Raw genomic sequence first — 25,150 nt, forward strand, 5'->3', positions numbered from 1 at the left:
CACAGACAACAATATTTTTACTTTGGCAGACATAACAAAAGTGTTTGGAGTGCTTTAACCACAAGTTAGTTTAGTTGTCACAAAATGCAAGTTCAGCTGTCCTGCATCGTCGTTGTTTACGCATAGTCTTTTGCCCCAAAAATAATCTGTACCTAATTGCCATCGACCTTAGGGAAATTAGTCGGTAAAATTGGTGGTCTTTCTTTATTCAGTCCGTTGGTCATTATTCATGAAGTTATTTATTGCGGAGAAACCCAGTCTAGGTCGAGCGATTGTTGACGCGTTGCCTAAACCGCATAAAAAACAAGATGGCTTTATCGAAGCCAGCGACGGCACAGTAGTGACTTGGTGTATCGGTCATTTGTTGGAGCAAGCACAGCCAGAGGATTACGACAGCAAATTTAAGAAGTGGCAAGTTGAACACCTGCCGATTATTCCAACCCAATGGCAATTAAAACCCAAGCCAAAAACGCGCAAGCAATTAACGGTGATCAAAAAGTTAATTGGTAAAGCAACCACTATAGTTAATGCTGGCGACGCCGATAGAGAAGGACAAATATTAGTTGATGAAGTGATCAGCTATTGTGGTGCTTCAAAGCGCAAAATTGACCAAGCGCAACGTTGTTTGATTAGCGACCTTAATACCGCGGCCGTGTCTAAATCCTTGCATAATCTGCAGTCTAATAAACAGTTTGTGCCATTAGCGGTGAGTGCTTTGGCCCGAGCTAGAGCAGACTGGTTATATGGCCTGAATATGACACGCCTTTGCACATTGCAGGGGCAGAAGTCTGGGTATCAAGGTGTGCTGTCTATTGGGCGTGTACAAACCCCAATTTTAGGATTAGTGGTAAAACGTGACCTTGAAATTGAACAATTTACCGCTAAACCGTTTTATGAGGTGATAGGCCATTTTCAAACACAAAATGGCGAGTTTTACCAAGGGAAATGGCAACCAAGCGAAGCCTGCGAACCTTATATGGATGAAGCATCTCGGGTGTTATCAAAGCCATTGGCTGAAAATGTGGTGCAGCGGATCACCGACAAACCCGCCGTCATAGACAAAGTTAAAACAGATAAAAAGCAACAGGTTGCGCCGCTGCCGTTTAGTTTGTCTGGTCTGCAAATTGCCGCGGCCAAAGCCTTTGGGTTAAGCGCAAAGCAAGTATTAGATACGTGCCAATCGCTTTATGAGAAACACAAACTCATTACTTACCCGCGTTCGGACTGCCAATATTTACCAGAAGAGCACTTTGCTGATGTTCCCAAGGTCGCACAGGCCATGGCCCAATGTTCTGACACATTAAAAAAACTGTTAGAAAAAGCCAATTTGTCTCAAAAAGGACGAGCCTGGAATGATAAAAAGGTATCGGCCCACCATGCCATCATCCCTACGGCAAATGCGAGGTCTGTTGGTAATTTGACATCCAATGAACAAAAATTATATGGCATGATCGGCCGTCAATACATCGCCCAGTTTTACCCTAAGTTTGAATACAAAGAAAAACAAATCGATACTATTGTGGAAGGGGGATGTTTTGTTAGCAAACAAAAAGAGATCACTCAAAAAGGTTGGAAAAGTCTATTTGAATCAAGCAGTCCAAAAAGCAATGCAAAAACGAATGTCGATACCGATGACCAAGAATGGGCAACATCTGAATTGCCTCAAGTTACTGTAGGTCAGCAGGTGCATTGCCAACGTGGCGAGTTAGTTGAAAAGATGACCAGCCCACCTAAACCCTTTAACGATGCAAGCTTGTTGAGTGCCTTAACCGGCGTGGCGCGTTTTGTTACCGATCCTGCGATAAAAAAACTGCTGCGAGATACCGATGGACTAGGTACTGAAGCAACTCGGGCAGGCATCATTGAACTGTTATTTAAACGCCAATTTTTAACTCGTACCGGAAAAAACATAATCGCAACACCGATAGGGCGACAATTAATTCAAGCATTGCCCGACGTTGTATCACAGCCTGACATGACCGCATTGTGGGAGTCGCAACTTGAGTCCATTAGCCAACAATCTATGGGCTACAAACAGTTTATAACCCAAATAGAACAAAACCTTGCGCAACTTATCGAAGACGTTAAAACCGTCAAGTTTGAATCACTGCCACAAAGCCCAGCGAATCGAGGCGCATATAAACCCCGACGACCTCGTTCAGCGGCTAAAAAAACAGTTAAAAAGAAACGCAGCACTAAGCCAGCCTAGCCCAAAGCAGTCACTTAATTTAGTGCTGTATGAGTGAGTATTAAGTGCTTTTAGAGTTTTTTAAAGCGGGTATAACTAAAATTTCGGGTGGCGTAAATCGGTGTAGCTGACTGAGTAACTGACTGAGTAGCTGAATATGTAGCTGTGACGTTGGCCTTTTTTTGTTTACTTCTTTTTTCTAATCCTTAGTTTTTGCCTTCAACAATACGGTTATCTCGCTAAGCAGGCAATAATATAGGCTCATGACTACGAGCCTATATCAGCAAACCATATTACGAAATATTTCGTACGTCTAATTCTGGTGGATGAACAGGTGCGGTGTCTTCAATATAAAAGCTGTCACTGCGGGCTTTGCTCCACCAAATTTGCCACATGCCAGGCAGTGCGTCGTTCAGTAGCTGTTTGGTTTTCAATTCAGGTACTGTATGGGTGTTAGACTCAAGCATGCCGTTTGGGGTTCTGCGTTTGACCATATTGTAAGTGAGTTTATACACTTCATCTAAGCCCATAGCGCCGAGTAATTCATAAAAGCTGTGTAATGTATGGTGTTGGAACGAAGCGACTCGTTTGGCTTTGCGCTCAACGTCAATAGCTTTGCTGCGATTTTTGTCCTGCGTTGCAATGCCGGTAGGGCATTTGTTGGTATCGCATTGTTTAGACTGAATACAACCCACCGACATCATAAAGGTGCGCGCCGCGTTAACCATGTCGGCACCAAAAGCAACTTTGTTCACTATGTCGAAGCCAGACGCGGTTTTACCCGACGCGATGACTTTGATCTCTGAACGAATACCTAAACCGACTAAAACGTTATTTACAAAATAGACACCTTCAAGGCACATTAAACCAAGGCGATTACTAAACTCAACTGGAGCTGCACCAGTGCCTCCCTCAGCGCCGTCAACGGTGATGAAGTCGACAAACACGCCCGTTTCTATCATGGCCTTACCTAAACACAAAAACTCCGCAGGATTGCCTATACACAGTTTTATGCCAATGGGTTTACCGCCGCTGAGTTCTCTAAGTTGTGAAACAAAGCTAAGCAATTCTAAAGGTGTTGAAAATTCAGGGTTCATTGGTGGCGAGACGCAGTCTTGTTCTTTGCTTATCCCGCGTATTACCGCAATTTCATCAGTGATCTTAGCTTTAGGCAAAACCCCGCCATGACCGGGTTTAGCCCCTTGAGATAACTTAATTTCAATCATTTTAACTTGCTCTAGGTTGGCGAGCTTTGTAAAGTCGTCGGCGCTAAATCGACCTTTATCGTCGCGGCAGCCAAATAACCCTGTGCCTATTTGCCAAACCAAGTCACCACCATGTTTTAAGTGATGCGAGCTGATGCCGCCTTCACCGGTATTGTGGTAAAAGCCACCTTGTTTTGCGCCTAAGTTCATCGCTTGAATTGCCTCAGCGCTAAGTGCGCCGTAGCTCATAGCGGAAATATTAAGTCGCGAGGCCAGATAAGGTTTTTTACATTGTGAGCTGCCAACACGAATGCGTTTGCTTTCTTCCTTTAAAACCTTAGGTGCCATTGAATGCCAAATACTTTGGTAATTGGTTTGCATTAAATCGCGCTGCGTACCAAACGGAATGGTATCGCTCACGCCTTTTGCACGGCGATAAACAAGGTTGCGCTGTTCGCGGTTAAACGGCATTTCTTCAATGTCGTTGGCGATAAAATACTGCTGGATCTCAATTCTAATGGATTCAAAAAAGTACCTAAAATACGCTAACACAGGATAAAGCCTATTTAGTGTATGACGGCTACTGGTGATGTCATGCAGGCCAACAAGGGTATAAACAGACGTGAAGACCATTAAACTCACGGTCCAGCCATTTACAAAATTAAGTAACAAAAAAATGGCAAGGGCGTTGCCAAAGGTTGCGATTATCCATAAAACTCGTTGTGCAGTTGTCATCAAATCATATCCATCTAAAAGTCGTTATCTTCAGCGCCTTATCATCATAAAACGCATTTAACTGATAACTTTAAGAATATACGAAATTAAAAATATGGAAATCGATAGTTGCCTGCAAATTTACGGGGTTGAAGGCGTCGAGAGTTCGAGGCCGCGGCTCATATAGATGTCGTCATAGGCGAGCCCACCATTGCCGTAGGGTTTTTTATGTGGTCCGGTATTAGAGTTAGCAAAAAAGTAGATTAATGGCTGTTCTCGTTTCATTCTAAAAGCCGCGTTTTTAAATACTAAGGTCTGCTTGGCAAATTCGCCACCTTGTAGATACACATCGTAAGTTTGCCCACCGTCCGCCACCTGCGCATTATTAACCACATACCAAATTTGATACCAAACGTTAGTTTGCAATGGGGTTGCAGAGCGATTTAAATCATAGTTTTGAACATTGCTGTATTGACGGTACTTGTCGTCGCTGTCTATTTTCACCATCAAAGTACCGTCGTTTTTAAAGCCATTGGACTCGGCTTTATCGGTGACTCGTAAAGTTGGTTCAAAGGCGTTATAGGCTTGTTTGATGATCTCATCAGGCGTTAAATTACTAATGCCAAACGCATGATTGTTGGGAAAGCTCTCAACCAAAATACGAGTATAAAATGTATAGGTGTCACCTACCGCAACCGCTTCTGGTAAGGCTTTAAATGTCAGGGCTTTTCTATTGCCAACAACGCCGTCGGCGGCGGGTTTCTTAAGTAAATAGCGATTATTATTTGCTGTTTTAATCACGGTGACTTGCGGGTTAGCAACAAACGGCTTGGTGTCATTTTGTGTATCCACGATTTGCCAATCGGTGATCTCGGGCTGCTCAAAGTCATCAACCAAGATCCAATTAGATGTAGGCATAGTGGTAACACATGCACCGAGCATAAAAATGGTTGTAAGCACTAAGACGGTTTTCATATTTAATTGTATTTCCATTTTTAATTGCGGTTTTTATGTCTGCCACTTTTGGGCCTAGCCTAACTTCACTTAGCTTCACTTCTCTTCACTTCACTTAAGATAGCGGGCTAACTGACCGGCTGCTCTGAGCTGTCTAACGACTATCTTTTTGTCATTTTAACGACCGGAGCGTTAAAGGTCTAATTGCTTAGTGCGTTACTTTAATTTATGACACACAAATTTATTATATTTTTGATTTATTAGAATATTATTTGGTTTGGCCATTGCTTTATTAGCTTATTATTAGTTTAGGACAAGAACTCAGTATGAGACCAAACTCTAGTTAATCCCGCGTATTTTATAGTTCAAAAATACAATTAATTACAGACAATAGAAGGGATCTAATGCATTATAAGTACTATGAACAAATCCCCTTTATAGTTCATCGAGTTAGGGGGCAATCTTTATAAGGAGATAAAGTGAATCTACAAGATGCTTTAGGCGTATTATCAAGATCTTCAAAATATTCAGTATCAACTTTACGAACAGAAAATACCGTAGATGAACTTCAAGCGCTGAAAGATCACCTATACATTACTCCAGAGATACAAAACGACTTTAAAGTTGCTTTGCAAGCAGCTCTCGATAATCCGGATCCAAAAAGAATTATATGTCTTTGCGGAAGTTCTGGAGATGGGAAGTCTGAAATTCTAACTCAGTTGTATAGAGAGTTTTCTTCCGAGATAGACTTTCATCTAGATGCAACTCATAGTAGCAGCCAACATAAATCAGCAATTGATTGTTTAGATGAAAAGTTTGATGAGTTTAAACTGAATAATAAGCCTTTAGCGATAGGCATAAATATTGGTATGCTTCAAAAGTTTATTAAACAAGGAAGTGATAGGCATAGTGATATAAAAGGCTCTTTTGAAGAGTATTTTAAAAATAGACATATAAAGGGCTTTGATACTCAATCGGTTAGCTTTTATGATTTCGAATGCTACCCTAGGTTAAACTTCTCATCTTCTAAGATAACTTCTGATTTCATATCAAAATTTTTAGCAAAACTCACAGAAGAAACACCAGAAAATCCTTTTTATAGATATTATCAGTTAGAAAATAAATCTAGCTCATACGTAGCAAAAAACTTTGAGGTTTTATCATTACTATCATTTCAAAATAAATTAATTGAACTCTTTGGATTGGCTAGGCTAATGGAAGAGCAATTTCTTATTCCTAGAATATTTGTAGATTTCATTTATCAAATCTTAACCATTGAAAAGCCAGATGGAATTATTGGTAATATTTTTTCTAAGTTTGATAATGAATTTAGTCGCTGTTTCGCTAAAGTAGACCCTATTCATATTCGAAGCAAAGCACTAGACAACTTTTACTTGGAATATACGACACATACTTTGTCGGCTGAAGTGCAAAAAGATATTGATATTCTTTTATCTTTAGTAAACTTTAGCTTATCACCTGAAGGTATTGTCAGAGCTTCTTATCTTTTAGAGGAAGAAAACCTTAATTCATCTTTATCAGAAATATCTAAAAAGTCTTTTTTAGCCTGTTCTCTTAATAACTACCTCAATTTAGTTAATATCTTTCAAAAAACAAAATTCACAGATGAAGATGAAGATATTTGTTTGAATATTATTGAAGAGCTAATTGTAAACTCTTCATTAGATTACGCTAATCGACTATTACCTTCAAAAGCGGATGGTTTTATCGTAAGTAGAAAGTTAGACGATTACTCCATCTGTAATAAAGTTAATGTCCAAGCTGATATCGAATGGATTGAAAAGCATAAGCTAACTACTACAGACTTCATTCCTATTCCGCTGATTATTAATAACGGTGATTCACCTTATATTTTCAATATTGACCTAAACACAATGATTCAAGCTATATACATATCAAATGGCTTTAGACCTAACCGTCAAAACTTGGAAGGCGTAGCAAAGTTTGATGAGCTAATTTCTCATATTATAGATAAAACAATAAAGACAGAGTCAATGAAAATAATCAGTGATAATAAAGTTATATCTGTCAGTAAGAATAGACGTAGGTATAAGGTGGAGCGTTAAGATGGAAGATTTTACTACAATAGAAACGTCTATATCAGATATTGGCAAGCTTATCGAAAAAAACAATTTATCAGCTTATAGCAATGTAGCAGATCAGTTTTTACCTATAGGTCCTCAAACATTGAAAGATCACCAGTTAGACTGGGAGCTAGTATATCAATCTCTAATTGAAGATTTGTATCAGCTATCTTTAGGAGGTAGGGACAGAAATACTCTTAAAGACGAAGTATTAGAGTCATTTAGAAATAGTCGAGATACCAGAGATTTAGTTGAGGTTTTTGACGAGCTATATTTATCTTCAAATACAATAAGTAATATCACTCCACTAGCATACTTAGTTGGTAAAAAAGAAGCGCCATCTGCCAGAACTAAAACGATGATAAATATTGTTCAGGGCCTTGTAACATCGCCTTTAATTGAACAAATGACTTCTTGCGGGAATAATCCGCTAGAGTCATTATTAATAGAGAAGATAGAAGACCTTTGTCAAGCCAAGACTTTCGATGAAAGTCGATTAACTTATTTACCTTTTTTGGCTGAAGTATTTTCGAAAGACATAAAAACACTGACAAAAAGCCCAAGTTATTTTCTTGCTGAATTAGAAAGCTTTATTAGCCTTTATACTTTCCTTTACCTTACGCAGCTTACTAGCCAGGTTTGCATCCCAGATAATCGGTATAAAACACCTCAGGCAAGACCTCTTTATTTTATTTTAGAAACAGAAAGAGCAAGTAAAGAAAGGCATGAATGTAACCAATATGGTTATGATTTTTTGTTTAGTAAAACTCGTGGTATCGCTTTTAACCTTTTTCCTTATTTAGGCTATTTAAATCGTCTTTCAAAGAAGCCAAGCTGGCAGTTAACTAAGTATGATTTCACATCCAAAGTTAATGAACTTAATCGTACCGTAGCAAAGTTATTTGACGAATTATACCAGGACGAAGATCTCCCTCAGTCGGCCATAAACTCTGGGCTTACTTTACAAAAGCTGATATTTGATAAAACCTCTCGAAAAGACGCTAACAAGAAAGTTGTTGAAATTTTCGAGAAAAAGTTTGCCGCAGAATTTATCACTGATAGAAAGGCTGCCGGTAAGTACTTTGTATTAAATTCAAACATGCTTTTGTTGCTAACTAACTTGGTTATAAGTGACTCACCAGAAAGAAAACTTTTGATAGATGATGTGATTGAAGGGTTTAAAAAACGTGGTATTTGGTTAGATTTAAAATCTAAAAAAGCATTATTACAATTCTACGAAAACGTAGGGAATATTGAAAAATTAAGTGACAGCGGGGATGCAGTTTATGTCAAAACTACCATTTGAAGAATTTTTAGCTAGGTTGTTTTGTCAATTTATAGCGCAGTCAAATTCACTAAATAACAAATATCACTTTAGCAGCTCTGATCCTGCTCAATCGATTAAATTATATAATGGGTTTAAAAGTTTAAATTTTAAATCTTTACCTGTTGGCAAATCTTCATTGAACTATGTCGAGATTGAAAATGGTAAGAAGGTTATTGTTATGTTGCATCATCTAGGGGAGCAAGATAAGAATTCTAATCATGAAGATTTTATAGCTAGTATTAGAGATGAGCTGAATAATATTGAAAATGCAGTCCTATTTGTAATTAATAATAGTTCTTTAGAAACACTAACATCTACATTTACAGATGTTAGTGTAAATTATAGTGTTTTCACACCTAAATATGTCAATGAAGCTTTGGTTAAACATGCTTCGGGTATTAAAGATGAATTGATTTTTAATTACCTAGTCGCTCGCGAAGAGAAAAAAATAAAAGAGCAAAATCTAAGTATATTTGGATATGAACCACTTTATAAATCGATTCACAAAGAAAAAATAGACCTTAAAGAACACGGCCTTTTTTCGGAACCAAGACTATCAGAGATAGATGATGAAAAGGCACTTAAGAAAGAGTTAGATAGGAATGTACGCCTATCTAACATTATAAATTCTAGAGTCCATGATTTTGGTGACGACCCAGCAGAGCTTCAAAGGCAACTTGAAGAAGAGGGCTTTAGTGAGCGTTACATTAAAGAAAAAGTTATTAAGGGCAACATAAAAGACGAAACTTTTTCTGGAATAGAAGCGGAAATTGAGCGGAATAAAGATAGAAACTTAGACCTTGTTGATATCGAAATAAACGGACAAAAACTTGAAGAGTGGAAAACTGGAAGTTCTAAAAAACATATTTCTTTAATTGGGGATGTCACTTCTAATGTTATTGAATTAAAGATAAGAATGACAAGGGGAGAACCATTACTTAAAACTGAGCAAATTACCCCTTATGGTAATTTAAAAAAGAACCAAGTCATAATATCAACCTCTAATCATGATCAGCACTCAACACTCAATGTAAAATTACCATTTGACGGTACGCCGTTATTTTTTCAATTAAAGTTAAAAAGACCTTCGCAAAGAGAATGTTTTCAATTTAATTGCTGTTTTGTAGAAAAGGATTCTTTCTATTTATATAATTTTTTTGAAAAACTAGAAGTTGAGATAAAAAGGAATAATGGCAAAATTATTTTGGAAAATATTCAAGATAAAATTACTCTAAATCCTGAGGGTTTATATGTTCATACTTTTACAGGTTCTGAAAGTGAAATAGATTGTAAAGAAATTAAAGAAATCGACTTTAGCCAGAACAGTGATGAAGAAGATTTTTTAGGTGATTTTGAATTAGTTTTAGATGACCATCGTTTACCGATCACCATTACAGGTACAAAAGTTATTGAAAGCGTGAAGCTTCCAAGTTTGTTTGACTTACAGCGAAGCACAGACATTTTTGATAATGACAGAATTCCTAAATATAAGCCTTCTACTTCAAGAGTCATTATTAGCGGAAGAGAAAAAGAGCTTTCCGTAAAAGCAAAAGAATTATGTATTGATGAATATACAATTATTAATGAAGGAATATTATATATTGACGATACGGCTTCTAACACTTTATACCTAAGTAATATAGAAGCAGACTTTCCTAAGGTTGCTCAATCATATCGAGCATTATTTTCTTGGCTGACTAAGAATGAGACCTTGTTATCTATAACAAATTGGCCACCAGAATTATTAAACCTACTTGAAAGTACGCTACATATTATAAAATCCGAATTAGATAGTATTCCTCAAGAAGCATTAAGTCTAAAAAGTCGAAACTTGTTAAAAATAGGAATGATTAAAAAAGGTGATGATGAGTTTTTTAGCCCTTTTCATCCTTTGTGTATGTCATATGCTTTAGAGTTCGCTAAATTAAGATATACAGATAATGAAAGCTCATTTAATCAGGTTCCGCAGACGACAGTAAATAAGTTTAATGCTGCTGGATTACTTCCTATACTATTTGACGAAAATGAAGGGTTTGTTAGGACACAATCATTATCTAATAATAAGCTCTGGCTAGAAGCTGTGCCACAAAAAGATTCAGGAAATAACTATGTATCATCTTTGGTACAGGAAAAGATTCAAGATTTTATAACTTGTTTCGATATGTTGTTTCAGCAAAGTAATGATGCACCTTTGATTATTAACTCTATTAATAATCAAAAAAATATTCATGTTTTTAAAGGTATTTTAAATTACTATAAAAAAGCAAAAGGTAAGGCTAAAAAGATACAAATTAACATATATGACGAGCAGCATTACCTGACCGCATTTGAAGAGTTTTCTGAAACAAGGAAAATTGAAGAACTACGAGAGCTAGTTCGATTAAATAACTCTGACAAAGAAGCCATTCTTGACGACTTAATATTTAAAATAAGAATGAATGTTACGGTTAATAAGGTAAGGGAATTTAATGAGTATGATTATGCTCATTTGAGCTTCTTTAAGAATAATGAAGAAGTTACGCTGCGATCTAATAATGTAGATGAAGGTAAATCAGGCATTGTATGTAATGGTGTATTATCTGGCGAAGCTTCTTACTTAGAAAATGAAGTTTTCTATACAGGTTTCGGTCTTAAGAATGTTAAATCTGAAAACTTATCTGTCAGTATTGCCTCTTTATATAATCAATTACTTTTCGCATATCGCGACAAGTCAGCTAAATACATCAAGGGCAATGTGCCTGTACTTGCGGTGAAAGATACCTTTAGAGATAAACTATCTCAGTCATATGATTCGAGTTTATGGACTTGTATCATCGACCCTAAAGTAACCCTAGAGTTTTTTGACACAAAAGACACAATATTAATTCACTATGCTGACCAATATACTAACTCAGTCGCTTACGATGCTATTACTGTCTCGTCGCGTGTTGGTTTATACAAAGACTTATTACAAAGCCAATCTGATGAGTTAATTAATTCTTTTAATGCATTAAATGGGCAATGGTTATTAAGCATTGTAAAAGAATCTGGTAAGAAAAAAACGGAAAACACCAAGAAACAAATAAAGGAAAAACAAGGGATTGTTGCTGCATATAAGTTCTTATCTAGCTTACTTATCTCGAGCGACATTACTTGGATTCCTTTATCTGTAGGAGAAATGCTTAGAGTAACTGGTAACCTTGGATTAGAAATTAAAGATAACGATTTTGCTGCGCGACTTCATAATAAAACCAAAGGCGCACTATCAGACGATATTTTGTTTGTAGGTATTAAAAACGACCAACTAGTTTTATTGCCATTAGAAGTTAAAACAAGAAAAAAAGGTACTGACTTTACTAAGGCAGTAAAGCAGGCAAAAGCATTATCTGATCATATGAAACGCTTACTTGAGCCTAAAACATTTAAAGGGAAAGTGTATCGCTCGCTATTTATTCAGCAAGTATTAACTCAAATAGACAAGTTTGAATTATATAATGTTTTTCCAGAGAATTACTTTACAGGTATACGCAACAACCCTAATACCTTATTGCAAGGTGATTACGATATTTGTGATCTTTCTAATTATCCTGAGGGCATTGCTTTAGCCGTCAATGAAGGTATGGAAAGATCCAGAATTGAAAGTGAGCTAGATGAAGAGGTTAATGTTTTAAAGCTTCGCTTACCTCAAGAGTTTGTCAAAATGATCCATGAAAACTCTATAGAAGTACTTTCTAAAAAATATCAAAACAATTCTGATTATCCTGAAATTTCGAAATTAAATTTACTTAAAAGTGAGTTAAGTAAATTTGTAAATAATTACGAAATGGACACTAGTGGTGAGGAGGAGATATCTTCCGCTCAGGTTGATATAGCAGATACAACTTTTCAAGAGCCTATTTTTGATTTTAACCCTAAAAACGCCTCTGATGACAATTACATTGCTCTGTTCGACTATCCGGATAACTTATCTTCCATTGTCGAAAAAGTAATAAATATTTATCAAAGAAATGTTGATGAAGCAGACGTATTATCATTGAAGGAAAGCAGTTTCGAAGAGTATCAACTATTGTCTTTTTATAGACTTAAAGACACCCTATCTACCGCTAGTCAAAATGAAAATAGCTTACTAGGCGATCGCAAATCAATCGACGAAGGTACGATGCTAAACTCTATCGAAATCGAGCCAGAGTTTTCATATTTAGCTAAAACCTTATTTAGGTTTTTAGGTAAGGAAGTCACTCTAGGAGAGTTAGTATCCTTAGATGTTAATGATTTACTAGAGATTGAAGGGTTTGGTGTAACAAAAGGAAAGTCATTTGAGCTTTTTAAGGGCAAGTTAAACGAAATTTTGTCAAAGCCCAGTGAAGAGGCGAGTCCTTTAGATAATTTAAATGAGATTAAATTAGCATCATTAAATATCACTAGTGAATATAATGCCTTAGCCAATACTCTTTTAAGAGCATTTGGTAAAGAGTTAACCATTAACCAAGTAATAAATGTTAATCGAATGAGCTTGTTGTCAATTCCCGGCTTTGGGAAGGGGAAAATTGAAAAACTTGAAGCTTTTATTAAGAAATTAGAATCAGGTGCATTTAGTGCAAACGAAGTGCATGAACAAAGATTAGATTTTGATTTATCTATAAAAGAGTTAGAAATGGAGTTAGTAAAGAGTTTTGATAAGTTTTTCAGTGGAACCCCTTCTAAAGAAGCTAGCATTCTCAAGAGGCGATTAGGTATAAATTGTGAAAGCGAAACGTTAGAAGAAATTGGCAAAACTTATGAAATATCAAGGGAGCGAATTAGGCAAATAGAAGCTCAAGCTAAGAAAAACTATGTCGCGAGATTAAGTATTTCCCCCAAAGTAATTTGGGCAATTACCAAAAGTAATTTGAGTGAACTTCGAGCGCCTTTATTTCCAGAGCTTAGAGAACGCTTCAACAACAAGAAGAACTTTTATTCATTCTTAGAAGTTTGTTGTGAACTTAAAGAAAATGAGATTAGGAAAGTAACCTCTCCGAATTTAAGTAAAACAGTTTTTGAAGAGTTTTGGGTATGGAATAAATCTCCAGCTAACCTTGAAGACTTGTCTTGGTACTTACATGAAAATATGAATATCGAGCTTGCTGTGGCAGAAAACCAAATTTCCATTTGGAAGCAAGAGGGACTTCTTGAGATAAATGATGAAGAAATTAAGCCGCTAGCTCTATCGAAAGTACCTGGAATTACTAATGCATTACTAGATTTCCCAAATGGTGATACTTGGCAAAATATTCAAAACCATGCCAATTCTAAAAGAATAACACTGGGTGACTTTTCTACAGATAGACCAGAGCCTAGTTTAGGGTATGGAGCGGATAAAGAGTACTTATATCAATGTGCTCGTGGCACATACCGCCACTTGGCCTATCTCTGTATTAATGAAGACGATAAACAACAAATTCTAAATAAAGTTCACTCTAAGTTGGGTGAGCATAAGCACTCAGGAAGAAACTCGGTTAACCTTCATGCAGATATATTTAAACCAGTAGGGTTTTCACATGAATACTTCACGGTAAGGCATATTGTTAGAGCTTTTGGAGAACCTTTTGGAATTTATTTTAATGGTAAATCAGGAGCTGATACTGTCAGCCTTGATAGCGAGTTTAGTTTAGCCTCTCAAAAAACGGTTTTAGTCGACTTATTTAAAGCGTCTTTAAAACCCCTCTCTAAAAAGGATGTTGCATCTAAAATCAGAAGTCAGTCACTTGGTCATGCTTCTTTCTACCTAGATAAGTTATTAACTGATGGTGACATAGTGCGTATCGATGAAACACATTATGCTCATATAGATAATGCATTTATTAATGTGGATATAGAGGGAACATTAAGGTTGGCTTTCGACTACATCGATAAAGAGAGTCGTATTATTGAAGGTGAAAAGGTTCAGTCCCAGCTTAATAAGTATCTTGATAAAGAATATAACAAATACTTTTATATATCTTTATTGAAAGCTCATGCCTGTGACTTTGGTAAACAGTATTACTTTATTCAGAATCTTATTTCTAATACCGAAATTAAATATACAGGGCTATCTGATATTTGTAGGGAGGCATTAGATAAGTCATCTACTCGTGATGGGGCCTTTAAGTTTGTAAATGAACGAGTATGTATCCATAAGCATGTTTTAGCACGGTGCTTTAATCAATCATCATTAGGGCACCTTAGCCCTAACGTTGCCTCTTTACTTACAAGTGATAAAGAGTTAACCGATAGTTCAGAAAATATTGAAGTTGAGGCTAGTACAGCTACTGAAGTCACTACCCAAACCGAAAGTTCATCAATGAACTCAAAGAAAGCAGATGTTGAAACCTGTCGAGTTTTAATTGGACAAGCTATAGATAATCGCAAACCCATTTATTGGGAGTATGGTAATAAAAGCTTAGCGAATAGACACTTAATTGTTTTTGGTCGTTCAGGGCAAGGTAAAACCTATTGCATTCAAGGGTTATTGATGGAACTCGCTAAGCACCAACTAAATTCGATGGTTATAGACTACACCAATGGTTTTTTACCAGAGCAACTAGAGCCTGAATTTACAAATAAAGTACAACCTAGAACAGATTTAGTGGTTCATAAACCATTAGAATTAAATCCTTTTAGTAAACAAAGTCAAGAAGTGGCAGGCTTTAAAATTTCGGATAAATCACACGATGTAGCTTCTAGGGTTGCATCAGTATTTAATGCTGTTTATTCAGACATAGGCAGTCAGCAGTTACCGACCTTAATAAAAGTAATTGAAGAAGGAATTGACCTATATGGAGCAGATTATCGCTTTGAAAGAATGTTAAAAGACTTACAAGAAGAAGGTAAGCATGGTGAAGCTTTAGCTAATAAGCTTAACCCTATGGTTAGAGCCAATCTCTTCTCTTGCGACGAGTCATCTCAAGGCTGGGAAGGTATTTTTAAATCTCAAGATCCGACTACCAGGTTAATTCAACTTGCTAGGTTATCCAGAGATATATGGAGATTAGCCACAGAGTTTATTCTTTGGGATTTATATTCCTATGCATGCACAAATGGAAATAAGAATACACCTTTACCAGTAGTACTAGATGAGGTTCAAAATTTAGATCAAAAACTAGATAGTCCGCTAGGTAAAATGTTAACTGAAGGCCGTAAATATGGTTTGTCATTAATTCTTGCGACTCAAACATTAAGTAATCTGAAAAAAGATGAGCAGGATCGCTTATTTCAAGCCGCACACAAATTGTTTTTTGCTCCTGCTGAAACAGAGATTGATAGCTACGCAAAATTATTAGAGCAGGCAGTACCAGCTTCAAGTAAGAAAGCTTGGTTACAAGAGCTGGCTAAGTTGAAAAAAGGTGAATGTATCTCTGTTGGTTTGCACATGAATGAATATGGTGTTGTTGAGCAAGGAGCGCGAGTGGTTAAAGTTTCTTCTTTGGGAGAACGTATATGAATACTCACAAGAAAATATCTTGGATTAACCTAGTGCTTTTGGAGCTGTTTAATGAATAGAGAAGAAAAACTAACCCAAGAATTGTTAATTGTCATTGATAAAAACAATGCCTCAGCCCTTTATAGTATTTCTAGTTCAGTGAAGGGGTTTAATACTTATTTAATGAGTGAAAAGACTTTAACAATCCAAAGAGGAAAAATTAAGCACAAAGGCCATGAATTTGAATATTCTGCGAAACTTGGTAAAGTCAAAAAGAAGGATCAAAAGTTTTTTTATTTAGTTCTCACTGCACCTTATAGTGATCTTGAGAAATTTAGAAAAATGTTACGAGAGCTAAAGAGAGTAATAAAGTAAGAAGAGATCATAATAGAAACATTGCAAGATGATATTTCTGGTTACTATTCTCAGAAAGGTTATTCATTAATTTATTCAATTGAAAATTTAATGAGAAAATTTATTACATATTTCATGATAACCAACGTGGGTAAAGATTGGATAAATGATAGTCCTGACAATATTAAGGATGCTTTGAGTAAGTCAAAACGTAAACAGCATATGGATGTACTTCACCAATTAGATTTTATACATTTAGGTGACTTTTTATTTAAAAAATATCAATCTATAGATGAAGAGAAGGCTTTTGAGAAGCTGTCACAATATAGAGATGATAATGAAGTCACTCTTTTAGATGTACAGAGTGCGATTCCTCGCTCTAATTGGGAGAGGCACTTTAAAGGAATAATTAATCAGTCTGATGAATATTTGAAATCCCGCTGGAAGAAACTATATGAATTCAGGAATAGAATAGCTCACACGTCTAGCTTGTCAGATTTTGATTTAAATGAAATAGATATTATTGTAAGTGACGTTCAAAAGGTATTGAATGATGCATTCAAAAATATAGATGTGATTGAATTAGAAGAGCAAGATCGACTTTCTATATCTGAAGGGATTGCAATAAATATTGATCAAAGAATGGAGCTCTTTTTTGAAGAGCTAGATAACCTTGAACAAGAATTAAGAGCTTTAGACAAAGAAAGCTCACAGCTTCCTTTAGAAAAACTAGTAGAAAAGCTTAAATCAGATCAAATTTTAGATTTCGAAACCATGGAAAAAATAAAGGAGTTAATAAACACAAAGTCTTCTATTGTCTTTAGTGGAGGTTCCTCAAGTAATAGGATTAATGAATTAAATGCCAAAACTATAAATATCAAAAATAAACTAAGAAGTACCTGGATTACAGATGTGTTTAATGCTTTAGAACGTCTTGGAGGCACCGCTTCTTTGAAAGATATATATAAATCTGTCAGAGAAGTTTCTGATAGAGACTTTCCTGATTCTTGGGAAACCTTGGTAAGAAAAACGCTCTATACTCATTCATCAGACACGGACATTTATAATGGAATAAATGATTTGTTTAAGAAAAAAGGGCGAGGTCAATGGATGATCAGAAAATATCCGCCCGAAGAATTTGATAATACTTAATAAATTCAATAAATCATTTAAAGTCACCCATATAGGTTGATAGCTTGTCGCATTAGTAAAGGAACCTATAATCCAATTACTACATAACATTGAACCATTATATTTGAGAACGAAATGTCCAATCAAAACATAGAATTCATTGAGTTATCTAAACTAGAGTTAGATAAATTAAATCCAAGACTTCCATCTAAATTTAGGAAGGAAAAACTAACTAAAATTGACATTGTTAATTGGATGCTGGGAGATGCGAGCATTATTGAGTTAATGTTAGCGATTGGAAATGCAGGCTTTTTCATAGGTGAGTCGTTACTTGTAGTAAAAGAAACTGATGACAGCTATACAGTCATCGAAGGAAACAGAAGGCTAACATCAACCATTTTGCTAAATGAACCTCATTTAGCTGAAATACATAAGAAAAAAATTGATCAAGTCATTCTAGAAACAACAGAAAGACCTAAAGAAATACCTTGTATAATTTTTGAAAGTCGAGAGAAAATTAACAAATATTTAGGCTATAGGCATGTAACTGGAGTGAAGTCTTGGGGCATCCTTCAAAAGGCAAGATATTTAACAGGGTTGCAAAAAGATTATGTAGACATGCCATTTTCAAAACAATGTAGGGAGTTGGCTAAATCTATTGGTTCTAGAAGTGATCATGTTCGAAAGTTAATAGTTGCTTATCAATTATATGAACAAATAGAAGATAACGGGTTTTATAAAATAAAAGACTTAGATGAAACCTCCATTTTTTTTAACTACTATGCAGATTCACTGAGTAGAGATTCGATTAGAAATTTTATTGGGGTAGATGTTAAATCTGAAACCCCACTAGAGAAGTTAGAAACTATCAATCTTCAAGAGTTGACAAAGTGGTTTTTCGAAAAAAATGACCAGAATAAAACTAGAATTATTGGCGATAGCAAGCATTTAAGCATGCTTGATAAAGTTTTAGGCAATGAGGAAGCTAAAGAATACTTCCGAACTGGCAGTGGCTCTATATTTGATGCATATCAAATTGTCTCTGTATCGAGTGATTCCTTTAATCACGAGGTTGAAATGGCTCTTACAGGCCTTAAAAGAGCACAAAATATTATTCATAAAGTCGAAAAACATGTAAATAGTGAAACCATCAAAATTAAGCTTAAGGAGATTTTTACCTTAGCGAAAAATATGAAATCAATCATTGAATCCACTGAGGATGATACTTGGGATGATTGAATTTAAAATTCTTGAAAAAACACCTTCTTGTGCTCGAGATAAAACACATCACTACTGTGATTATATTGAGTTAATAACTCTGTGTGATGGTGTTGATGGTGTATCTAATTCCGATATCTATGACCGTTTCTTAGAAGATAGTAGAATTCCTGAGATTGGTTCTGAAGATGGTGCACAATCCAATGAATTGTGGGTAGCTGAAATAGATAATTGGTTTTCAGAATTAAAAGTTAGACAATCCGCTTATGGAGATAATTACCCTTTTGAATTTGAAGGTAACCGCTTTTGTTTAAAATCGGAACTAAATGATAGCCACTTTATTTATATTGGATTACTACTCTGTTCATCTTTAAGGTATATAGAAAATAGCAGTGTACTATCAAGTGCTTTTGAATATGCATCCTTGTGCGCAATGACTGAGTATCTACCAGCTCTGGCAGAAGTGCATATTTTTGGCGTTTCTAGTAGAAACGAAGGGAGATACACAGGTAGCCTAGAAAATAAGATACGTCTTCTTTCTGAAGATACTAATTACCCTATTAGCTCTAGATCTAATATATTTAGACCCGCTGATAACGGTGATGGTGGCGTAGACATAATTGCGTGGCTTCCTTTCAACGAAGATACCAATATTGACAAAAAACTACTTTTTATTGGCCAAAGTGCTTCTACAATGGGATGGCCAAGTAAGCAGCATAGCGGAGAGAGATTACGATCATACTTAGACATAGAGACAACTTCTCTTAACACCCTTTATGTTCCATTTGATATGAGGGACTATGAAAGAAATATAAAAGAGTGGACTATTGTAACAACTGACATACTCTTCGACCGGCATCGCATGTTGAACTTATTAAAGCCGGAAACCATATTTTCAGGTGAATTGGGACTTGAATTTAAACAATTAATTGAATCAGCCATCGCGTTTGAAGAAGATATTGTTTAGATAAACTGATTACTCTCACTTTTTCAAGTCGAATTGTCAGATATTACCTGAACCAATAAAACTAAAATTATCAGTTTTAACCCTCATTTTGTATTAATACACTTAAATAAAATGAAGGTTATAATTTTTTTATCACAAATTATCATTTCCTATTAAAGTAGAAAGTAATTTGTAATTTCTCAATGCACTAATCCCATGTTCAACATGAGCAGCCCAGGCAATCTGAAGGTCCTTACCTTTTAATTCTGGGTACTTTTGTTTTAGTAATAACTCAGTAATAACTTGAGTTTTACCTAGCCAAGTGTATTTATCCAATATAAGGCTTCCATCGAGCTTGTAATCGATGTTTGACTGGTAAGTGTAATCAGACTCAATTGAACGGAAAAATGCGATACGAGCTGAAACGTTAGGCGTAATACCAGTGTTAGCTTTTAGCTTTTTAAGCTGCTCTTCAACCGTGCGGTTTAGCTGCATTCGGTTTGGTAACATTATACTGCCTCCTTTTGAGCAACAACTGGGTTGGTTTTCCAGAAGTATCCTTCATTTAATGTTGAGCATTTAGTTTGTTCATCAAACTCAATTTCAAATGCATGTGAAACTTCGTGAGCCATTGCACTAAAAAAGTCTTCATCAACTTCTGTATCCGTTGATAACAATATGACTTGTTCTCCCGCTTCAGGGAAGTAATGTTTAACCAGTTTATCACGATGTTTTGAATCTAACCTGCCTAACGGGGTATCAACCACAACAGGTAACACTTTACCTGATAACTTGCCAAGTGCTTCTAATATAGCAAAGGCAAAGATTTGCTTTTCGCCCGCAGACATAGATTTTCGGTTAATGGCGATATCATCAGCATCAACAAGCGTTACGTCAAATGTATCAGGGTTTATCTTGGCTGAAAGCTTGAGGTCTTCTTTTCGAGCAAGCTTCCGGTAAGACCGAGAAAATACCTCTTCTAGTTGGCTGACACGCATTTCTGTTAGCTGGGTTGCAAACTCTTCTAAAACTTTACTGGTTGCATCTACACGCCTGACCGCTTTTGAAATAGACGCTTCCGTTTTTTGACTGGTATAAAGCTTTTCTAGTCGTTTAGCTAATTCTAAAGCTTTAGTAATTAACGATTTTGCTTTAACTAAGTGATGACTATATTGCGTTTTTAGGGCGTGTTTTTCAGTATCCAACTTCCGTAAATTGTTATAAAGACTTGTAAGTTCTTCTTCATCTGGTGCTCGTTGAATGTTGATAGAGACTGATTCCAAAGCTTTTTCTGTTTCCATTAACTCTTGAGTTAGTTCATTGCAGAGCGTTTTTGCATCTGCAGCGTCAGATATTTGTGCTTGTATTAGGTTAAAATCAGAATTAGAAATATCAAGCTCTACACTTTCTGATGATGTGTCAGTTAAAGAGCTAAAATAGTTGTTGATTGTCGCTAGTAGCTCGTCTGAATCACTTTCAAATTGAGATTTTATGACTGTTTCCAAGCCTGTTAAGTTTTCATTTAATTTATTTGAAAAAGCTAAAGAATCTTTAATTTCTTGTTCTTTAGTTAATGTATCTATGAGTTCCGCTATTGCATTGGGCGCTAACGCAAGTGGGAAAGAACCATCTAACTCGCCAAGCAGTTTTGTTTCTAAAACTGCTTTACGCTTAATTAAGTCGTTTGCCTTATTTTTTTCATCATTTTTAGTTTTTGCCCAGGCACCACCTCGCTCTTGGATCTGTTGTTCAGCTGCCTGAATTTTAGGTTCCAATTCGACCAGTTTAGTTTTAATCTGGTTTTCAGCTTCTCGCTCTTTATTAGCTTGTAATAGTAACGCTTTTTTTTCTAGTTCAAGCTCTTCAATAACTTTGACGGTTTTTGCATCGGCGGCTTTTTGGCTAATTTGTTTTATGTATATGTCTAAATCGTCGGAGAGACGATTAATTACGTCGATACCTAACAGCTTTTGCACGGCATCTTTGAGGTACGAGCCAGTATCATCTTCTGCTAATTCAGCGATCTTTTCGCCATCAAAAAAGAATAAGTCACCTATGCCTGGAGGCACTAACTCATGAAGGAAGCTTTGCACTTGTTCGGTTGTGAGAGAATCCTCACAGACTTCATTCTTAAATAATATAAGTGATTCATCTGCATCTAATGACCAGTTGCGTACAACGCGGTAGGTGCTATGTTCGCCTTGATGTGTGTGAGTAAATTCTAAACTTACTTTGGCAATGGGATCGATATTATCCTTTATTGCCTTTTTATTAATTTGTTCAGCAAGGTATTCGTTAAATTCCTTTTTAGAGACAGCATTACCTATGGCTTTTCTACCTAACAAAGCTAAACGGATAGCCGTTAAAATAGATGTTTTTCCTGCCCCATTTAATCCACCAAATAATACAACTGGCTTAGATAGCAATCCATCTCTTCTAGGAGCTAATTCAATATTGTGAAGTCCGTTAAATACTCGAAAGTTCTCTAAGGAAAGTGTTTTAAAAATCATTACAAACCTTCCTTTTCAATTAGCTTATTCAATTGTTCTAATTCTTCAGCGATAGTTAAAACTTCTTTTGATTGGCGCATTTGGTTTTGTCGGCTTTCAAGGTTTTTCTCGATAATTTCTTCTGCTGATTCCCAATCCTGCTGAACAATTTTACCAATCTTGCCAAATATACCTGTACGACGCGATAATCCACTCATCGAGGTTTCTAAGTCTATGAGCTTTTTAATCATTTGTGGTGCGACATCATATTTGGGAGATAGAGTATTGATCAACTTGGCTTCCTCGTGGCTGAATTGATTAGTATCATCAACTGTCCAATCAAGGTCATAGCCGAATATCTCGTTGAAGATTTTCGGAAGGGTATCTTCCCAATCAGGCTCATTCGGATCGTTTAGCCATTGATGGCGCACTGCGTGAAGCTCTGGTACGGTTATCAATTCAAGGTCTTTGCTGACTTTGTTTAGCTCTTTTTGAGTTTCTAATAGCTCTCTTAAAAATTGCTGTCTGAAAGAAAGTAAATAAGGACCATAAGTATAACCTTCAGTCATTTCTTTTTTACCGTCGACTGTAAGGGTTTTAAATGCCATACGGCCATCACGACGGATGTGGCTTCTGTATTTTCCTTTATCTTCAATAACGGTTGTTTCAGCCAACTTATTTCGTAAATCTAGCAAAGGTTTCATCCATTCTTCGCCATTCTGTACCAAACTTTCCATCGCTCTGTCTTTTGTGACAACAGTACAAGTCCAACAACCAAATCTAGAATTACCGCAAGAAGGTGTTGTTTCGTCAATAACCATAGGACATTCGCCTTGGCCGGAAGAGTCCTTATACAAATTCCATAATATTAGATTCTTGCCTCCCCAAGGGTTTTCCCACTCAAGGTCGTATTTATCAAACCATTTGTTTTTAGTCCCATGAGGCGTTTCTTCACTTTTTAAATGGCATAAACGCAAAATTTTCCATACATCATCGACATGCCATGTATCTATAGGTGTATATATGAATGCGTTTGACAGTGTTGTATGTTTTGCTAGTGACGACCCATCAATTTTATGCTTTGCAATAACTTGTGCACGAGATGCGCTTTCTTGAGATCGCGAGCCCAATACGACAATGACTTCGTCATATTGACTCACTTTGTCAGTAATGAATGTGCTGACAGGGTCGATTTTCATTCTCTCCGTACACCACCTGAAACTTCTTGTTGGAGCAGGGTAGCCCTTACCTAACAAGTTTGCCCAGAACGTTTCAGATGTCTTTGGCACAACTTTGTGCGATGTAATAGGCAAGTTATCTCTTTTCGCTCCTCGCTCAATTGCTTTAAGAGAGTTATTTACGTGATTAACAACTATTGGAGTTTCGACTAGTGTATCTGAGGCGACCACAAAAACGGGCTTATGACGTTGCTCAGGTTTTAATCCTAGCAATGCCATGTAAATTAGCGCCATAACCGCAGAAGAGTCTTTACCCCCGCTATAACCTAGAACCCAAGGTCGTTTGTCAGATAAATATACTCTCTGAGTGTCGGCTATATATTCGCTGAGATATTGACCTGAGAACATTTCGTTTTCGATGAAGTCGACATATTCTTCATCTAAATCATGCTTATTTAATAAATTCATGTGTTTAGTAATTCTTTTTCTTTAGTTAGATCTTCAGTTGAAATTGGCAGACCTATTTGTCTTTTGATTTCCGTAGCGGTTAAGAATATGTTTGAAACTGCCTTTGAAAGTCGTCCGTGTTGCATAGCTCTGTTTGACCAGATTGAGTTAGATTTAAGCCAGTTAATTCGTTTTAGAGCTTCGAATTTTTTATCTTGTTCCAGCTCAGTTAGACTGTATATATCTTTGCCTACAAGAGCTAGAGCCTGAAGACCTATGCCATGCGCTGTGATGTACTCTTGCCTGAATTCAGCAGCAGATAATGACTTAGACTGAACTTGTTGCCATTCAACCATATAGTCATTCAACCTATTCCAAAATAACTCTGCAATGTTACGTTCTTCTTCAGTAAACCCATCTTTGGGGCCTTTTGTAAAAAGAGCTCTGGTTGCTTGCTTAATACCGCTTAGTGTAAATAGCTTACTACTTCGAACCGAAATGCTTGAGCGTTCAAATTCAGTAAAACCAACAAAAGGCTTTGCATTCATTGATAAATAGCGAGCTAATTCTGAAGCTTGGTCTCTATGGTCATATAAAGTGCCAAGAGAAGAGCTCGGTCTTACAGCGTACTTATTTAAATCGGCAAACATTTGTTGACTGCGTTTTAAGCCTTCATCAACAAAAAATAAAACGGCAATATTATCTTGGCCTAGTTCAGGATTTTCTTTGATCGCTTCTTCGATGGCCGCTCTACGGTGTTGCCCATCATTGATTAACATTTGTGCATCCATAGAAACCCTCAAAGTCCCCATGTTGTGGGCACCTTCAGTTTCCTCAAACGCTACGTCAGTGCCGACAGATGCTGTGATTGCAGAAAATACATAATCTTTAGGTGCATCTAGGAGATACTTAGTCATTTCTGGAATACGGCTTTTGTTTAAAGTTCGCTGAGATCTCAATTCAACAGGGACTTCTTCTTCGTCGTAAATAAAAATTTTAGGAATGATTCTAAGTGGGCAAGTCGCTATATAAAATGGCTTTCCTGCTTGTATAGCTCTAATTGCTGGGAAAGAATAGCTGTAATTACTGTCGATTTTATCCATGATGTTCACCAAGTTATTACGTAATGTACGTGATAATATTACGTACGATCCGATTCGTCACGTAAAAAATGATATTTTATTTTATGTGTACACTTTCTAGGCAGGTTTATTTGTTAGTGAAAATAACGTCCACTACTTTTTATTTTTTGGCGGATTTTGATAGTAATAAGCGTTACCAATTTTCTTAAACACAAGTTTTCCGCATTCTCTCAAATGCATTAGTTCACAGCCAGATATTTTAAGGACTTGGCGTATTTCTTTACTTGTATACCAAACAGCGACTTCGGTCATTGTAAACTCTTAAATCAAACCAATCGAGTTGTTCCATAGTAAAGCTTTATTCTTCTAAAATGAAAGTTTGAATGATGTTAATA

14 protein-coding genes are annotated in these 25,150 nt (G+C 36.3%); 8 read left to right on the plus strand and 6 right to left on the minus strand.

Annotation, left to right across the window (positions count from 1 at the left end; translation table 11 throughout):
- Positions 1-229 precede the first annotated feature (229 nt).
- Positions 230-2,209, plus strand: a complete 1,980-nt coding sequence (locus tag Q4575_RS15950; RefSeq protein ID WP_303523482.1) for a DNA topoisomerase III — start codon at positions 230-232, stop codon at positions 2,207-2,209.
- A 272-nt stretch (positions 2,210-2,481) separates the two neighbouring features.
- On the opposite strand, the gene Q4575_RS15955 is transcribed toward Q4575_RS15950, so the two are convergent.
- Positions 2,482-4,128 carry an FMN-binding glutamate synthase family protein gene (locus Q4575_RS15955; RefSeq protein ID WP_303523483.1) on the minus strand — a complete coding sequence of 549 codons (1,647 nt, stop codon included), beginning with the start codon at positions 4,126-4,128 and terminating at the stop codon, positions 2,482-2,484.
- A 120-nt stretch (positions 4,129-4,248) separates the two neighbouring features.
- Entirely contained in the window at positions 4,249-5,049 is an 801-nt protein-coding gene (locus Q4575_RS15960; protein WP_303523520.1) for a hypothetical protein, read from the minus strand.
- A gap of 491 nt (positions 5,050-5,540) precedes the next feature.
- On the opposite strand from Q4575_RS15960, the gene dptF reads away from it, so the two are divergent.
- The 7 genes from dptF (at position 5,541) to Q4575_RS15995 (ending at position 19,580) form a co-directional block, all read left to right on the plus strand.
- Positions 5,541-7,148, plus strand: a complete 1,608-nt coding sequence (dptF, locus tag Q4575_RS15965) for a DNA phosphorothioation-dependent restriction protein DptF (protein WP_303523484.1) — start codon at positions 5,541-5,543, stop codon at positions 7,146-7,148.
- 1 nt (position 7,149) lies between these two features.
- Entirely contained in the window at positions 7,150-8,472 is a 1,323-nt protein-coding gene (gene dptG / locus Q4575_RS15970; RefSeq protein WP_303523485.1) for a DNA phosphorothioation-dependent restriction protein DptG, read from the plus strand.
- Positions 8,453-15,931: a DNA phosphorothioation-dependent restriction protein DptH gene (gene dptH, locus Q4575_RS15975; protein ID WP_303523486.1), complete on the plus strand. Its 7,479-nt coding sequence runs from the start codon at positions 8,453-8,455 to the stop codon at positions 15,929-15,931. Before dptG ends, dptH begins: the two co-directional genes overlap by 20 nt.
- A 51-nt stretch (positions 15,932-15,982) precedes the next feature.
- Complete coding sequence (locus tag Q4575_RS15980) at positions 15,983-16,285, plus strand: hypothetical protein (protein WP_303523487.1); 303 nt, start codon at positions 15,983-15,985, stop codon at positions 16,283-16,285.
- 21 nt (positions 16,286-16,306) lie between these two features.
- Complete coding sequence (locus tag Q4575_RS15985) at positions 16,307-17,416, plus strand: HEPN domain-containing protein (RefSeq protein WP_303523488.1); 1,110 nt, start codon at positions 16,307-16,309, stop codon at positions 17,414-17,416.
- 114 nt (positions 17,417-17,530) lie between these two features.
- Positions 17,531-18,634, plus strand: a complete 1,104-nt coding sequence (locus Q4575_RS15990) for a hypothetical protein (RefSeq protein ID WP_303523489.1) — start codon at positions 17,531-17,533, stop codon at positions 18,632-18,634.
- Entirely contained in the window at positions 18,627-19,580 is a 954-nt protein-coding gene (locus tag Q4575_RS15995) for a hypothetical protein (protein WP_303523490.1), read from the plus strand. The genes Q4575_RS15990 and Q4575_RS15995 overlap by 8 nt, the downstream gene beginning before the upstream one ends.
- A gap of 132 nt (positions 19,581-19,712) precedes the next feature.
- Here Q4575_RS15995 and dndE read toward each other — a convergent pair whose 3' ends face one another.
- Genes dndE through dndB form a run of 4 tightly spaced genes read right to left on the minus strand, consistent with a single transcriptional unit; the run spans position 19,713 to position 24,776 of the window.
- Entirely contained in the window at positions 19,713-20,069 is a 357-nt protein-coding gene (gene dndE / locus Q4575_RS16000; protein ID WP_303523491.1) for a DNA sulfur modification protein DndE, read from the minus strand.
- On the minus strand, positions 20,069-22,069 hold the full coding sequence (gene dndD, locus Q4575_RS16005; RefSeq protein ID WP_303523492.1) for a DNA sulfur modification protein DndD: 2,001 nt from the start codon (positions 22,067-22,069) through the stop codon (positions 20,069-20,071). Before dndD ends, dndE begins: the two co-directional genes overlap by 1 nt.
- The gene (gene dndC / locus Q4575_RS16010) at positions 22,069-23,694 is read right to left on the minus strand and encodes a DNA phosphorothioation system sulfurtransferase DndC (RefSeq protein ID WP_303523493.1); all 1,626 of its coding nucleotides are present in this window, start codon (positions 23,692-23,694) and stop codon (positions 22,069-22,071) included. Before dndC ends, dndD begins: the two co-directional genes overlap by 1 nt.
- Positions 23,691-24,776, minus strand: a complete 1,086-nt coding sequence (gene dndB / locus Q4575_RS16015) for a DNA sulfur modification protein DndB (RefSeq protein WP_303523494.1) — start codon at positions 24,774-24,776, stop codon at positions 23,691-23,693. The genes dndC and dndB overlap by 4 nt, the downstream gene beginning before the upstream one ends.
- Positions 24,777-25,150 lie beyond the last annotated feature (374 nt).

The sequence above is a fragment of the Psychrosphaera sp. 1_MG-2023 genome, assembly GCF_030548245.1.
GTDB lineage: Bacteria > Pseudomonadota > Gammaproteobacteria > Enterobacterales > Alteromonadaceae > Psychrosphaera > Psychrosphaera algicola.